This window comes from Chryseobacterium sp. JK1, assembly GCF_050632815.1.
In the GTDB taxonomy this organism is placed as follows: Bacteria; Bacteroidota; Bacteroidia; order Flavobacteriales; family Weeksellaceae; genus Chryseobacterium.
In genome coordinates, this window is the sequence record NZ_JBODRU010000002.1 from 683485 (window position 1) to 698551 (window position 15067).

Genomic DNA, 15067 nt, shown 5'->3' on the forward strand with positions numbered 1-15067 from the left:
AGAAATGAGTAGAGATCTTAAATTTACAAGAAATATTGGTATTGCCGCTCACATTGATGCTGGTAAGACTACTACTACAGAAAGAATCTTATTCTATACAGGGGTAAACCACAAAATCGGAGAAGTTCACGATGGTGCTTCTACAATGGACTGGATGGAGCAGGAAGCAGAAAGAGGTATTACTATTACTTCTGCTGCAACTACTTGTTCTTGGAACTTTCCAACTGATCAAGGAAAACCTGTTGCAGACACTAAACCTTATCACTTCAACATCATCGATACACCGGGACACGTTGACTTCACTGTAGAAGTAAACAGATCTTTAAGAGTATTGGATGGATTGGTATTCTTATTCTCTGCTGTAGATGGAGTAGAGCCTCAGTCTGAAACAAACTGGAGACTTGCTGACAACTACAAAGTTGCAAGAATGGGATTTGTAAACAAAATGGACAGACAAGGTGCTGACTTCCTTAACGTGGTAAACCAGGTTAAAGATATGTTAGGATCTAACGCAGTTCCAATCGTTTTACCAATCGGTGCTGAAGAAGATTTCAAAGGTGTTGTTGACTTAATTAAAAACAGAGCGATCATCTGGGATGAGGCTGGACAAGGTGCTACTTTCGAGGTAGTTCCAATTCCGGAAGATATGAAGGATGAAGTTCTTGAATATAGAGAGAAATTAGTAGAAGCTGTTTCTGAGTATGACGAAACTTTGATGGAGAAATTCTTCGAAGATCCAGATTCAATTACAGAAGAGGAAATCAATGCTGCATTGAGAGCTGCTACTATCGATTTATCTATTATCCCAATGACTTGTGGTTCTTCATTCAAAAATAAAGGAGTACAGTTCATGCTAGATGCAGTATGTAAATACTTGCCATCTCCATTGGATAAAGATGATATCAAAGGTACTGACCCAAGAACTGATGCTGAAATCACAAGAAAACCATCTGTAGATGAGCCTTTCTCTGCATTAGCATTTAAGATCGCTACTGACCCATTCGTGGGAAGATTAGCATTCTTCAGAGCTTACTCTGGAAGACTAGATGCAGGTTCTTATATCTTGAACACTCGTTCAGGAGATAAAGAAAGAATCTCTAGAATCTATCAGATGCACGCTAACAAACAAAACCCAGTAGAATATATTGAAGCTGGTGATATTGGTGCAGCGGTAGGATTCAAATCTATCAAAACTGGTGATACTATGTGTGACGAGAAAAACCCAATCGTTCTTGAATCGATGGTTTTCCCTGATCCGGTAATTGGTATTGCTGTTGAGCCAAAAACTAAAGCTGACCAGGATAAAATGGGTAACGCTCTAGCTAAATTGGCTGAAGAAGATCCAACGTTTACGGTAAGAACTGACGAGGCTTCTGGACAAACGATCATCTCTGGTATGGGTGAGCTTCACTTAGATATCATTGTAGACCGTATGAAGAGAGAATTCAAGGTTGAAGTAAACCAAGGACAACCTCAGGTAGAGTACAAAGAAAACTTAACAAAAGTTGCTCAACACAGAGAAGTTTACAAAAAACAATCTGGTGGTAAAGGTAAATTTGCTGACATTGTATTTGAACTAGGACCTGCAGACGAAGGTAAAATTGGTTTAGAATTCATCAATGAGATCAAAGGTGGTAACGTTCCTAGAGAATTTGTTCCTGCAATTGAAAAAGGATTTAAAGCTGCAATGAAGAACGGTCCTTTGGCTGGTTTCGAAGTTGAAGGTATTAAAGTTATTCTTAAAGACGGATCTTTCCACGCGGTGGATTCTGATGCACTTTCTTTCGAAATGGCTGCTAAATTAGGATTTAAAGAAGCGGGACGTGCTGCTAAACCAGTAATTATGGAGCCTATTATGAAACTGGAAGTTGTAACTCCAGAAGAATATATGGGTAACATCATTGGTGACCTTAACAAGAGAAGAGGTACTATCAGTGGTCAGGAAGAGAAAAATGGAGCTGTTGTAATCAAAGGTTCTGTTCCACTTTCTGAAATGTTTGGATATGTAACTACTCTAAGAACACTTTCATCAGGAAGAGCTACTTCTTCTATGGAATTAGAGAAGTACCAAGCTACTCCACAAAACGTTGCTGAAGAAATCATAGCTAAAGCAAAAGGTTAATTTTTAAATTAAAGAAATGTCACAAAGAATCAGAATAAAACTAAAATCTTACGATTACAACTTGGTAGACAAGTCTGCTGAGAAGATCGTAAAAACGGTAAAGGCTACTGGTGCTGTTGTAAACGGTCCAATTCCATTGCCAACGAATAAGAGAATCTTCACAGTGTTGAGATCTCCGCACGTAAACAAGAAAGCAAGAGAGCAGTTCCAATTATCAGCTCACAAGAGACTAATGGATATCTACTCTTCTTCTTCTAAAACTGTTGATGCCCTAATGAAATTAGAGCTTCCTTCAGGAGTAGACGTTGAAATTAAAGTGTGATAACTGCATACTTTGCAATGATTATACAATCCGCCCCTTTTTGGGGCGGATTTTTTTTTAGTTTTTCAGAAAAGGATGAATATATGGGGGCAGATCCAAACTTTATTGATACTTTTGGATAAACTAATTTCATGAATAAACTGATCCTTTTATTATTTCCTTTACTATTCAGTGCCCAGACACATCGTTTTATTTATCAATTTCAATATAAAAAAGATTCATTGGCTCAAGATTTTACCAAAGCCAATATGGCCCTGGATGTCAATCCCAATGATGTCAAATTTTACCCTTATTCTTATATTCAAACTGATTCACTGAATATTGTTCGCGGCCAGAAAAGGGTAAGATGGGATGATGACCTTCCTGCCATTATCAGGAAGAAAAATTCTTTTGAAAACACTTCATTGATTTTGATGAATGATTTCTTTTCTTTAAAATCCACAGATAAAATAAATTGGACACTTCTGAATGATACAAAAGTTGATGGACAATATAAGTTACAGAAAGCAACAACCACTTTTGGAGGGAGGATATGGATCGCTTGGTTCTGCAAAGACATCAATCTGAGCGAAGGACCATACAAGTTCCGTGGACTTCCGGGGCTGATCTTTGAAATAGAAGATACTCGTAATAATTATCTTTTCAAACTGGCAAAAAGTATGAAGTTTCCGAATACCTATGAAACCCCGTTTTTAGAGAGTTTTCTTGGAAAGAAGCCTATTCCTGTGACTGAGAAGATCATTGCAAAAAAACAACTGGAACTCTACAACGATCCTTTACATGACATTGCAGAAGCATTTAAATCAAATACCAATCCGGACAATACATTTTATGTTTTAGGAGTACAGGTAAAAAGTATAGATCAGCTGAAAGGAATGTCTGACGAAAGAAGAAAAATGATGCTCAAAGAAAACAATCCTATCGAAATTGATAAAGTGGTTAAGTATCCTTTGCATTAACGAAAATAACATACAATAGTATTCCTCCTTTCTACAGGGAGGTTTTTTTTTGCCTATAATATATATAATGCATACTACTATTATAAATATGCATTATGTATTCTGCTGTGAGTGATTGCCAATGTGCAGACCCATCGTGTTATTTATGAATTGCAATACTAGACGGATTCAACAGATGATCGTACGGATAAAATAAAATGTTAATCCCAAACATGTTAAATTCTGGAAATATGAAATCTTTGGATATACACTGCAAAAAGCGACCCCTGATTTTGAGGAAAGGGATTTGACTGCCTGGTTGACGAAGGAGAGCAGTATTTCTGGAGGTCCATACAAATTCCGCGTTTCACAGTGAATGGTATTCGTACTCGAGGCTGGGAACGAAAGTTACTTATATTGAGCAGTTCAAAGGCCTCACTCAAGGAGTACAAGAATTTTTGAAGAAAACAAACAATCCTAATGATCTTACCAAATTGATTAGATATTAATAGAAAAGGAGGTCTCAGTAACTGCTTTTTTTGTGTTTTTAATCTTAATCCCATAAAACACTTTTGGTTCTTTTACCATAACGATCTTTACATTATTATTATTTTCTTTAATCATATCCAGGGATCTCTTTTTAATCTGATATTATAGTTCTACATAAGGTGAGATATGTCACCTTATATTATTTATTTAGAATTAATAAAAATAATAATTTTGCAAAAAATTATCAGATGAATAAAGTAGTATCCTTTTCTCTGCTGTTATTAGGTGGGGTTCTTGCAAACGCACAGAAAACAAACGACTCAATTAAGCACAAAAAAATTGATGAAGTGGAATTATTCGGTGAAAGAAAGAAACAGCCGGAAGGTCTTGAAGCCATTACAAGACTGCCATTGAAACCCAGAGACCAGATCCAGAGTATCTCAGTAATTTCTTACAAAGTAATTGAGGATTTGGGAGGATTAACAGTAACCGACGTTGCGAAAAACGTTCCGGGAGTTACTCAGTTTGGTAGTTATGGTGGTATAAGAGAAAGTATGTCTATCAGAGGGTACAGAGGAGTTCCTGTTTTGAAAAACGGAGTTCAGATGGATTCTGACTTCCGTACCGGAGCAATGCTTACCGATATGCAGGGAGTAGAAAGCATCCAGGTGATTAAAGGTTCTGCAGCCGTTACCCAAGGTATTGGAGATGGGCTTGGATCTGCAGGTGGAGTGATCAATGTGGTGACCAAAGTTCCTAAATTTATCAATCAGACCAATGTAGGATTCAGATACGGGAGCTGGGATTTTTACAGACCTACTGTAGATTTCCAGAGAGTTTTAGATTCGCAGGGGAAAATTGCCATCAGAGTAAACGGAGCTTATCAGAGCAATAACAGCTTCAGAAGATTTGTGAATACAGACCGTATTTATGTAAATCCATCCATTGCTATTCGTCCGGATGATAAAACTGAAATTGTTGTGGAGATGGATTATATGCATAACAATACTACTCCAGATAGAGGAACAGTAAACCTGGCAAAAGGTGATGTTGAAGCAATCTATAATATGCCGGGAAGAAAATTCCTAGGTTTTTCAACAGACAATGCGAAAATTGAAACCTTCAATTTCTCAACAACAGCTACCAGAAAACTTACGGAAAAACTAAAGTTGAGAGCTGCCTTTATGAGTTCTTCATATCAATCTGAAATAGTAGGTGCAGCACTGGCCCCTTTAAAGAGAGATAACCCAACAGAATTCCGTAACAGAACATTAACGAGATCCGATAGAGAAGATTTAAATAAAGTATTTCAATTCGACTTCATGGGATCTGATGTAATGACTGGATTTATGAAGCATACATTCCAGGTAGGTTTCGACTGGAAAGAGTCTAATGTAACAACAACTTCATATAAAGCTGTAGATGTTGATCAGATCAATGTTTTGAATGACATCAACAATATTCTTCCTGTCGGTAAGAACATAGATTTATCCACAGCAAGTGCCGTGAATGCCGTAGCTCCTACCATGGGATTAATGGCGCAGGATGTTATTACTTTCAATAAGTATTTTAAAGCACACTTAGGACTTCGTTACAGTAGATTGATTGGTTCTGATAAGGAAAGAGACTTTGCATGGAATCCATCATTGGGAATTATGATTTCACCTATTGAAAACATGAATATTTTCGGATCTTATACAAGTACTACTGCTTTAAGAAGTTCTAATAACCCATTGGCATCCGGAGGAACTGTGGGAGCTTCTACAACCAAACAGTGGGAAGCTGGAATCAAATCAGACTGGCTTAATGAGAGATTAAGATTTAACGTTACTTTCTTCAGTATTAATACCGATAACCTTTCTTATGAACTTGTTGGAAATAACGGACAGGGAACAGGGAAATACGCTTTAGCCGGAGAACTGAAAAGAAAAGGAATGGAGATTGAATTAATTGGTAAGATCCTTCCAAACCTTCAGGTAATGACGGGTTGGGCTTATGTAGATGCGCAGTATCAGGACAGTCCTTCCTTTGTGAATGGTTCAGCGCCAATCAACACCCCTAAAAACTCTGCCAATGCATGGTTGAATTATAAATTTAATACCGGAGTTCTTCAAGGATTCGATATTGGAGCAGGAATCTACTATGTAGGAACAAGACCGGTAGATGACTACAAACAGAAGACTGTAATAGATAATGGACACGTTAACGGAACACAGCCGGATGAAAGACCTTTCAATATGCCGGATTATACAACGGTAGATGCTCAGATAGGATATACTTTCAAGAATGGAGTAGGGTTAAGAGGATTCTTTAACAATATCTTTGATTCCGTAGGATATAACTCTTACTTCAGAGGAGGATATATTGATCAGATCCAGCCAAGAAACTTTGCCGTACAGGTAAACTATAAATTCTAACCAACAAAATCATGTATTATGAAAAACATAAAAGGATTCATCTTAGCATTTGCTCTTGGAGCGGTTATCATCTCATGTTCCGGAGATAAAAAGAAAGGAATAGATTACAACCAGTTTAAAACGGAAGTTCAGCTTACTCCTGATCAAACCAAAAGTTTTGATGAGATTACCAAAAAATATCAGGATCTTCAGGAACAGAATTTCCAGGCCGCGAAAGCACAGGGTGGTAATATGGACCGCGTTGCATTGGGAATCAAAAACGAAGAACTGAGAGCCCAGCAGTCTATTGAAATGGCAAAAGTTCTGGATGGTCCTCAAATGGAAAAATTCAACAAATTTGTTGATGAAAATTCAAGAAAAAGACCAAGATATGACAATGCATTACTGGAAAGAATAAAGGCAGAAGCTCAGCTTTCAGAAGATGAATTCAAAGTAGTGAATGCTGCCAATGATGCCTTTGAAAAAGCATTCAATGATGCTCATGATGTATACCACGGAAATAATGATTTAGCAAAAGAATACTGGGAAAAATTTGATGCTCAGAGAAAAGCTGCTATTCAGAAAGCTCTGGCACCGGAACATTATACAAAATTCGAAGAAATTGTAAAAGATGTTCAGTTCAAAGGAAGAAAATAATTATAAACATTCATATTAATTTTAATTTAAAGAACATTAAGATCGTAAAAGATCTTAATGTTTTTGCTATATAACACGTATGAGAAATCTGTTGAGAAGCCTTTACAGAAAAAGAAGAAAAAACGAAACCCTGCTCAAATATGTGATGTGGATCATGCATCTTTGGCTTGGGCTTTTATCAAGTATCATCGTCTTCATCATGTGCGTTACGGGTTGTTTATATGCCTTTAAAAACCAGATCACGGATTTCAACAACAGAGATAAAGTGTATATTACTCCGTCATCTGCTACGGTCAAAAATCCCGATCAGATTCAATCTGAATTATTACAGCAGAATAAAGAACTTACCTCGCTGCTTATTCCCGTAGAGAAAAGCAGAAGTTATGTATTGGGATATCGGGAACGTCAGTTGGATAAAAGTGTTTACTATAACCAGTACTCAGGGCAGATCCTCGGCCAGCCGGAAGTTGGGTCAAACCGTTTTTTTGAAATCGTTCTCGATCTTCACCGAAACCTGATGATGGGAAATGCAGGACGACAAATTGTCGGAGCATCGGTACTGATGTTTTGCATATTGCTGATCTCTGGCTTTGTTCTTTGGCTTCCCAAAAAGCTGAAGTTTTTGAAACAGGGACTTACTGTTATGTGGAAAGCGAAATTTCAACGCGTCAATCATGACCTTCATAATACCCTTGGTTTTTATACTTTTCTCATGCTTTTCTTTATTGCGGTTACGGGGCTGTATATTACCTATCCATGGGTGAAAAACGCTCTTATTATCAGTCTCGGAGGATCTTCAATAGATCAAATTTCAAAAGAAAAAGAGAACGGTGATGATGCTTTCGGAGGACTTTTGGAAGATATGCTCCAGAAGCAGGATGAAAAGAAAAATCTTAAAAATTCAACAGCCGCATCTATTGATAAGATTTTAAAGCTTGCAGATGAGCACTTGCCTTATTCCGCCGTTACCAGTATTGAACTGCCTAATAAAGATAATCCCCGATATGTTGTTATTAAAACCAATACTCAAAATCTTTTGGGAATGATGCTTCCCGATGAAGTTACTTTTGATAAAACGGGTGTGTTTAAGACCAAAGAAGTATTTTCAGATAAACCTCTCAACAAACAGTTTACTGCTTTGGCAAAACCTTTACATACGGGAGAAATTATGGGATTGCCAAGTATTATTTTCTACTTTATCATATCGCTTATTGGTTGTTCCTTGCCCATTACAGGATTTCTGATCTGGTGGCACAGGTTCAGGAAAATGAAATAGAGTAGGGACGAGAATATCTCAAAAGTACATTGGAATAAGATGACGATCTTGTGTGTTGCAGATTCAATTTTAATCTTAAGATTCTATTAGTTCAGTTCAGGTTAATTTTATACATTTATTATAACAAAGAACTTAGCTATGAGTCGGAGTAAAAATAATTTTTTTGAAAAATTTTCAAACTGGGCTGTCAAATTTACAGGAAGTGCCTATGCTTTTGGCGGGGCGGTTCTCGTGGTAGTGGTGTGGGCCGTTTCAGGACCTTTTTTTGATTATTCGGAAACCTGGCAGCTTGTCATCAATACCGGAACCACAATCATTACCTTTCTGATGGTATTTCTTATTCAGAAGGCACAAAACAAAGACTCCAAAGCAATTCAGATCAAACTGAATGAACTTATTGCCGCCCATGAAAAAGCCAGTAACAGAATTGTGGATATTGAAGACCTTACAGAAGCAGAGCTAGACCAGCTTCATCATTACTATGAAAACCTTGCTAAGTTTGCCAAAGAAGATGCCGATATCCACACTTCTCATTCCATAGATGCTGCCCAGCGAAATCAGGATTACAAACATGAATTCTTCAAAAAAAAGCATGAAGAATGGTTGCAAAAACAACAGCAAAAGAAATAAATAGACATAATGAAAAAATAAAAACCTCCGATCTCTCAGAGGTTTTGTTATATAAAAATTATCTCATAAAATAGCTGAAATAACTACAGCTCCCCATTAGATCTTTGGTTGTTTGTGTATCAGAATACTGTGCCTTTAGCTGAGCAAAATAGGTTCTGTATTTCTGATTTCTAAGATTGTCCATCTCTTTTTGGCGGGCATCTTCTTTCTCAGACCACTTAGGATCAGAATAATCGAAATCTTTCGGAGCTTTGGCTTCATACTGATAGTATTTTCCCTGTTCCGCGCTCGCCATCTGGAAGAGGATTCTTGCTTTCTCTTCTTTGTTGTTGGATAGCTTGAGGGCTTTTTGATAATACCCAATGGAAAGATCAAAATTATCGGGTTCAATATAAGATCTATCCAGGAAATTTTTATAATAGTACTTATAAGGATTCTTTTTGTCGGTGTTCCAGAAATCATATTTTCCACCATTACTGTTATCAATATCCATCACAAACAGTTGTCGGTAATATCCTAGAATGGAAGTGTTATACAGTAAATTCCCGATCAGCTGATTGGCCTTCGCTGCTTTTTCATCAGTTCCGTTTCCTATTTTTTTAAGCTGAATAAGAGTATTGGCAAGATCCAGTTTATCCATATTGTTTTTAATGAAAGGGAAATTAGAATAATCCTCGGCTTTCATGCTTTCATTTTCTGCGCTTTGGAAACTTTCCCAAACATTATGTCCGAATACCAGACTTGGAATATTTTTGAAACCATCATATTCAGAAGCGGTGTATTGCTTTTGAGTAATTTTCTGTCCGTCCTTTTCCGTCCATTCATAGTTCACTCTAGGGATTCCATTGAAGCTTTTCGCTTTTTCGTAATATGACTTGGCTTTTTCAAAATCGGCAAGTCTCATAGCTCTGTCACCATATATATTGTTGAAGAAAGCATCGATATTGCCTACGCTATCCATGTTTTTAGCAATGATCTGTTGCTCAAACTGGGTTTTGTTCGGTTTTCTGTAGAACTCTTCAACACTTTTTACCAAACTGGAGTTCGGATTATATTGAAGGTCGGAAAGCTTATTGTTCATCAGGAAAGATTTTCCGTCTTCTCCTTGAAGGAAGTAGCGGTTTGCAATAACATCCTTCAGGAAATCAGCAGTAGACGGCGCTTGACCATAATCATCGTAATCATTCGTATTCGCGGTGTCTTTTTTTACTACTTTCTCTACAAAATATTCTGCGTAGTCCTTCATCAAATGATCTTCGTAATCGGCATCAATTTTAGGTTGAGAGACAATATCATTCAGAACTTTCATTCTTTTGATCTCTTCCAGATATTCAGGATTGGTTGTTTTAATATCGTTCAGAATTTCAGAACTTCCTTTATAGTCTTTCTTTAAAAACTTCAGATAGGCATTGGCAATCTGCCAGTATTCATCCTTAGATTTTTCTTTTGTTTTTTCAGTAAATTTTTCAAGATCGTCCAGATAGTCTTTTGTATTTTCATCATAATAATACGCGGTTCTGTTATAGAACGGAATTCTGTCCGGATTGCTGAACAGGTCATCATCACTTTGGTCAGATTTTTTTCCATCCGCCGTTTTGTCTGATTTGGAACCGCCAAAAAGATTTTTGAAAAACCTTACGATTTTTTGCCAGAAAGAAAGCTTTTCTTCCTTTACTTCGGTAGAAGCTTGCCCTGCAGAAGAATCTTTCGAAGCCGTATTATCATCTTTTTTTACAGACGATTTCTGAGCAGCGTCAGAAGCGTAATAATAAGTAGGAAGATAGTTTCTTTCAAGTTCATTGATGCTTCGTACTGCCATTACTTTCAAAATCTCAGAGTCAGGGTTGATGTCATACATCTTTTCCATGATGGAGATCGGATTGTTGAAATCTTCATAACCAAGAAGGAAATAAGCCATATTCTTCTCTTCATTGGTTCCTGCTCTTTTCATGATATTGCTGAAAGAAGCAGTATCCGAAAGTTTCATAGAAACAAAAGCAGACTCTTTACGGTCTCTTCTATTCATGAATACCTGAAAGAAATTCCAGTTGGCATCACTGTTCATATCGAGACCTCTTTGAGCACCCGCCAGCTGATCCAGAGCCATAAAGTAAACCGAACCTTTCAATTTAACAGGTTCTATATATGTTTTGAAAGCTTTAACTGCCGAATCATAATTTCTTGTATAGTGATTGAATCGCACCAGCTGATATCCGTAACGCTGTTTGATTTCAGGATTCTTTGCCGCATTGTATAAAGAATTTAAAGCAGCTATGGTTTTATTATAATCAAGGCTGGTCGCATTTTTTCTGTTGGCATCTCTGTCATAGTAGAAAGAATTGTCACTTTCTATATAATTGATGCTCATATAAGGCTCCAGGTATTTAGCCTCAATTAGATAATCAATCGCCTCATGATACTTTTGATAAAACCCGGTGCCCAGTTTTTGTAAAAGAGGATTGGTAGGTTTACCGCTCTTTAAAGCATTAAGGTCAGCCATACTCATCTTATAAACCAGATTCTGAGCATCAGTATGGCTAAGCTGATTGTTGAAGAATCTTTTCCAGGTTTCAAGATTATCATCAGGAATCAGGGCGGGATTGTATTCACTGTAGAACCTTGCGGAATAATTAAGAAGGAAGGGAAGATAAGACTTGTCTTTTATGATACTTTGTGTAAAAAGATTAAAGTATTCATAGTCTGGGTCTGACCACGCACAGGCGTCAGATTTCGTGTAGAAAAGTGATACCACCGCAAGCGAAAGAATATACTTTTTCATAGGGTGTAGTGTTTTGGTTTTTTATGTAATCGTTTATTATTAAAATGTCTGAAATACCGTTGCCAGCAGATTCTGATGTGATAACATTTTGTCGGCTGTCATTATTTGCAAGAGGTTTAAAATTTTCGATCTCCTACAAATTTACTATCTAATTGATAATAAATGATATTAAAATTCGGGATTTTTTTCTCAAGAAAGCGGATCACATCTTCAAGCTGATCTTGAGATATTTCTTCAATTTTGATGGTAAACCCTTTGCTTAAATAGCTTCCGAAGTAAAATCCATCTTTTTGAACTTCCACTTCATTTTCTGAAATTTTTTTGAAATCCGGATGGTTAAGATCTTTTTGGGATAATGCATTAATCAGTTTGTGTTTTTCCAAATGATTAGTGACAATTCCCCAGGAATAAATAGGCAGCGCCACTTCAATTTTCTTTATGGGATAGTCACCGATTTTTGAAAGATAACTTTTTAAAATGGAAACATCCAGAATAGAATTTTTATCAGATTTCTCTAAAGGGGAAGAGGTGGAGTAGCACATCAGATATACTTTTTCCACAGGAGGAATTCCTGTTTGTTTCTTATCCTTTACCTGATGAAGCCTTAATGTACAGGTGATTTCTTTACCGGAAACTTTTTTCAGTTCTTTTAAAAATTTAAAATAATCATCCCGCGTACCGGCAGTCCAGTCGCAATCGATCTGAATTTCGTTATTGATTTTTAAATGAAGTTCTTCCGACTTTTTTTCAACCAAATGATGGATGCTTTCAGCCAGAAATTTAATTTCTTCTCCTGAGATTCCAAGTAACGTTTTGTTTGTTATGAAAACAGTAGGAACAATCTTTTTATCCGTTATAAAGTTCTTATTTTTTGTAATGACGGCAACCGGCTGAAATTCTCCAGCTTCTTTGTCTACATCAAAAAATCTTGTGTATAAATAAGGAACTGTTGCTTCGTCTAATGCTTTCTTCTCTTCAGCGTCAAGCTTTAATTGGGTTTTCCAGTAATAAAACGTATAAGGATGATTTTCTTTCCTGTTGCACGACACCATAAGGAAAAGAAGAAATAGTAATAAAATTTTATAATTTTTCATTGGTATAAATCACTCTTGCAACCGCTATTGGGTTCAGCTATAATTATTTCAAAAATAAAGATATTTAAGCAGAATATAAACCGTAAAAACCCGGTGATTGTGTGCTTGTCAGATCCACACAAATGTATAAAGTTTGTAAGTTCAGTGATTCCTCATTGAAAAGGCAACAAATTTACAGTTTGACGGGGTGGTTCCCCATAACAAGAAAGCCACCCCCAGATGGAGTGGCTCTCTCTATATACTAATTTTACTACTTATAAAGATCGCTTTCGCATTTGCAGATGTCTTTGTCGGCACTTTCCCTGGATGAGCAGCAGCCTTCAAGGTTTTGGATATTTCCTTTTTCGTCGGTAAGGTAAATTTTTTCTTTGTCGAATTTCACGAAAAATGTTTCTTTAAACTTTTTGAAAACAACTTTAATCACTTTATCGGGAGCATATTTCCCAGCATTTACCTCTTCTGTAGTTTCTTTTCCGCTGGCCTGATTCACCTGAACATATCCGAAATGAACATCGCCACTCTTTTTTACATCAAGATAATAGTGAGGAGTTCCGGTACCACTATATCCTTCCAGAATATCGAAACTTCTGTGTCCTGTAAAAGGAACTTTAATCTCCTGAGCCAGAGAAAAAATACTGATACACAAGATCATTAAGCTGAAACCCTTTTTCATAAATCTTTTTTTCAAAAGTAAATATATTTCAGGAAAACAGCCTCCGTAAAAACCCGGTTATTGCGTATTAGGTTGGTTTCCCATAAAACAAAACCACTACTGGAAGAAGTGGCCTTTTATAATTGAGTTAAAGTCAGATTAAAAAACGGTAGCTGCCAGTTGAATTCTTGCAAACTTATTGGAAGGATTCCACATGGCCATCATATAAACAGGAAGACTGTAATGATCGGTGATCTTAAGTGTTTTTCCTGCTTTAAGGCCTACATTCACGATGTCGAAACTATTTTTACCATTTCCATAAAGAAAGGTATTGTTGTTCAGCGCAAATCCAGCTCCTACGAAGGCATCAAGGTTGACTTTTTCTCCTTTGATGACAGGATAGCTTGCCTGTACATAGGTAGAGTACCTGTTCTTTTTGTAGCTTCCGTCGGGCTCCAGGATAACCTCTCCGGCGTTGGCTCCTCCGTACAGCATAATGTCTGCCTCAATATTAATTGGGAAAGAAGGTCCGAAGGTATAATTGGTTCTAAGATCTATAATATGGGCTGTTCTTCTTTGTGAATAACTGAAAATATCGTCAGCCGCCACAGCAGTATTGATATTTCTGGAATTGTAAAGATCCCATAACCCTATATAAAGACGCCCGTCAGAATACTGGATATAATAGTTGATCTCTTTATAATGGGTGTTGTCTTTGTCATCCGCAAGAGCTGATGCTCCCCAGATTCCGACTTTCCATTTTTTTTCTGCATCCAGAGCGTAGGATAGATTTCCCATAACAACAGGTTTATCTGTAATGATCAATCCTCTCCATATGTGATTGTTCTGAATATTGGCAGTGAAATCAAGTCTGCCTTCCTTAGGTTCAGCATTTTCCTGAGAAAATAATTTTCCTGTGCCTAAAGCAAGAATACATATTCCTTGTAAGATTCTTTTCATCGTGTGCCTTATTTTAAAAATCCATATAAAACAGCTGCGATAATGGCTCCTGTAAGAGGGCCTACTATCGGAATCCAAGCGTATCCCCAATCACTACTACCTTTGATAGGAAGAATTGCATGCATAATTCTTGGGGCAAGATCTCTGGCAGGATTTATTGCGTATCCTGTGGTTCCACCCAATGACAATCCTATTGCCCATACAACGAATGTTACCGGAATGGCTCCTATAGAACCCAGTCCTACTTTCGCTGTGGGATCTGCGTGTAGAGAAATACTGGGATCTGCGAAATAAAAAACGCAGAATACCAGCACAAATGTTCCTATAATTTCACTGATGAGATTGGAAGATGTTTTTCTGATGGCTGGCGTCGTACTGAAACAGGCCAGTTTTGCTCCTTCATCTTCTGTAATCGCAAAATGATCTTTATGAAAAAGCCATACAAGAAATGCTCCCAACATTCCCCCGATCATTTGAGCGGCGATATATGACGGAACCAAATCCCATGAGAATTTTCCTGCAACCGCAAGGCCTATGGTAACGGCAGGGTTTAAGTGTGCCCCGCTTACAGGTCCTGCTATGGTTACTCCAACAAATACGGCTAATGCCCAGGCGGTTGTAATCACAATCCATCCGGAATTATTCCCTTTCGTACCTTTTAAGACAACGTTGGCCACAACGCCATTGCCCAACAATATAAGAAGCATCGTTCCGATTACTTCTGCAATAAATGGAGTCATATATGTATTTTT

The 15067-nt window shown here is 37.2% G+C and carries 12 protein-coding genes; 7 read left to right on the forward strand and 5 right to left on the reverse strand.

The genetic code is table 11. The features are described 5' to 3' along the window. The first annotated feature begins 4 nt into the window (after window positions 1-4). The 7 genes from fusA (at window position 5) to ACQ76T_RS16160 (ending at window position 8830) form a co-directional block, all read left to right on the forward strand. A complete protein-coding gene (gene fusA, locus ACQ76T_RS16130) occupies window positions 5-2122 on the forward strand; it encodes an elongation factor G (protein WP_431344310.1) in 2118 nt (705 codons plus the stop codon). A 16-nt stretch (window positions 2123-2138) separates the two neighbouring features. Continuing rightward, the gene (rpsJ, locus tag ACQ76T_RS16135) at window positions 2139-2444 is read left to right on the forward strand and encodes a 30S ribosomal protein S10 (RefSeq protein WP_002661363.1); all 306 of its coding nucleotides are present in this window, start codon (window positions 2139-2141) and stop codon (window positions 2442-2444) included. 131 nt (window positions 2445-2575) lie between these two features. Continuing rightward, complete coding sequence (locus tag ACQ76T_RS16140) at window positions 2576-3403, forward strand: GLPGLI family protein (protein ID WP_431344311.1); 828 nt, start codon at window positions 2576-2578, stop codon at window positions 3401-3403. Between the two features lie 716 nt (window positions 3404-4119). Further along, complete coding sequence (locus tag ACQ76T_RS16145) at window positions 4120-6288, forward strand: TonB-dependent siderophore receptor (protein WP_431344312.1); 2169 nt, start codon at window positions 4120-4122, stop codon at window positions 6286-6288. A gap of 18 nt (window positions 6289-6306) precedes the next feature. After that, a complete protein-coding gene (locus ACQ76T_RS16150; protein ID WP_431344313.1) occupies window positions 6307-6924 on the forward strand; it encodes a hypothetical protein in 618 nt (205 codons plus the stop codon). Between the two features lie 79 nt (window positions 6925-7003). Then, entirely contained in the window at window positions 7004-8200 is a 1197-nt protein-coding gene (locus tag ACQ76T_RS16155; RefSeq protein ID WP_431344314.1) for a PepSY-associated TM helix domain-containing protein, read from the forward strand. A 138-nt stretch (window positions 8201-8338) separates the two neighbouring features. Then, window positions 8339-8830 carry a low affinity iron permease family protein gene (locus tag ACQ76T_RS16160; protein ID WP_431344315.1) on the forward strand — a complete coding sequence of 164 codons (492 nt, stop codon included), beginning with the start codon at window positions 8339-8341 and terminating at the stop codon, window positions 8828-8830. Window positions 8831-8888: 58 nt separating this feature from the next. Here the strand turns inward: ACQ76T_RS16160 and ACQ76T_RS16165 are convergent, their stop codons facing one another. The 5 genes from ACQ76T_RS16165 to ACQ76T_RS16185 all read right to left on the reverse strand — a co-directional run bounded on the left by ACQ76T_RS16165 (window position 8889) and on the right by ACQ76T_RS16185 (window position 15055). Next, window positions 8889-11609 (reverse strand): hypothetical protein, encoded by a 2721-nt coding sequence (locus tag ACQ76T_RS16165; RefSeq protein ID WP_431344316.1) that lies wholly within the window; start codon window positions 11607-11609, stop codon window positions 8889-8891. Window positions 11610-11725: 116 nt separating this feature from the next. Further along, window positions 11726-12703 carry a hypothetical protein gene (locus tag ACQ76T_RS16170; protein WP_431344317.1) on the reverse strand — a complete coding sequence of 326 codons (978 nt, stop codon included), beginning with the start codon at window positions 12701-12703 and terminating at the stop codon, window positions 11726-11728. 250 nt (window positions 12704-12953) lie between these two features. Continuing rightward, complete coding sequence (locus ACQ76T_RS16175) at window positions 12954-13376, reverse strand: hypothetical protein (protein WP_431344318.1); 423 nt, start codon at window positions 13374-13376, stop codon at window positions 12954-12956. A gap of 138 nt (window positions 13377-13514) precedes the next feature. Further along, a complete protein-coding gene (locus tag ACQ76T_RS16180) occupies window positions 13515-14315 on the reverse strand; it encodes a hypothetical protein (protein ID WP_431344319.1) in 801 nt (266 codons plus the stop codon). Window positions 14316-14323: 8 nt separating this feature from the next. Then, complete coding sequence (locus ACQ76T_RS16185; protein ID WP_422694569.1) at window positions 14324-15055, reverse strand: MIP/aquaporin family protein; 732 nt, start codon at window positions 15053-15055, stop codon at window positions 14324-14326. Window positions 15056-15067: the final 12 nt, after the last annotated feature.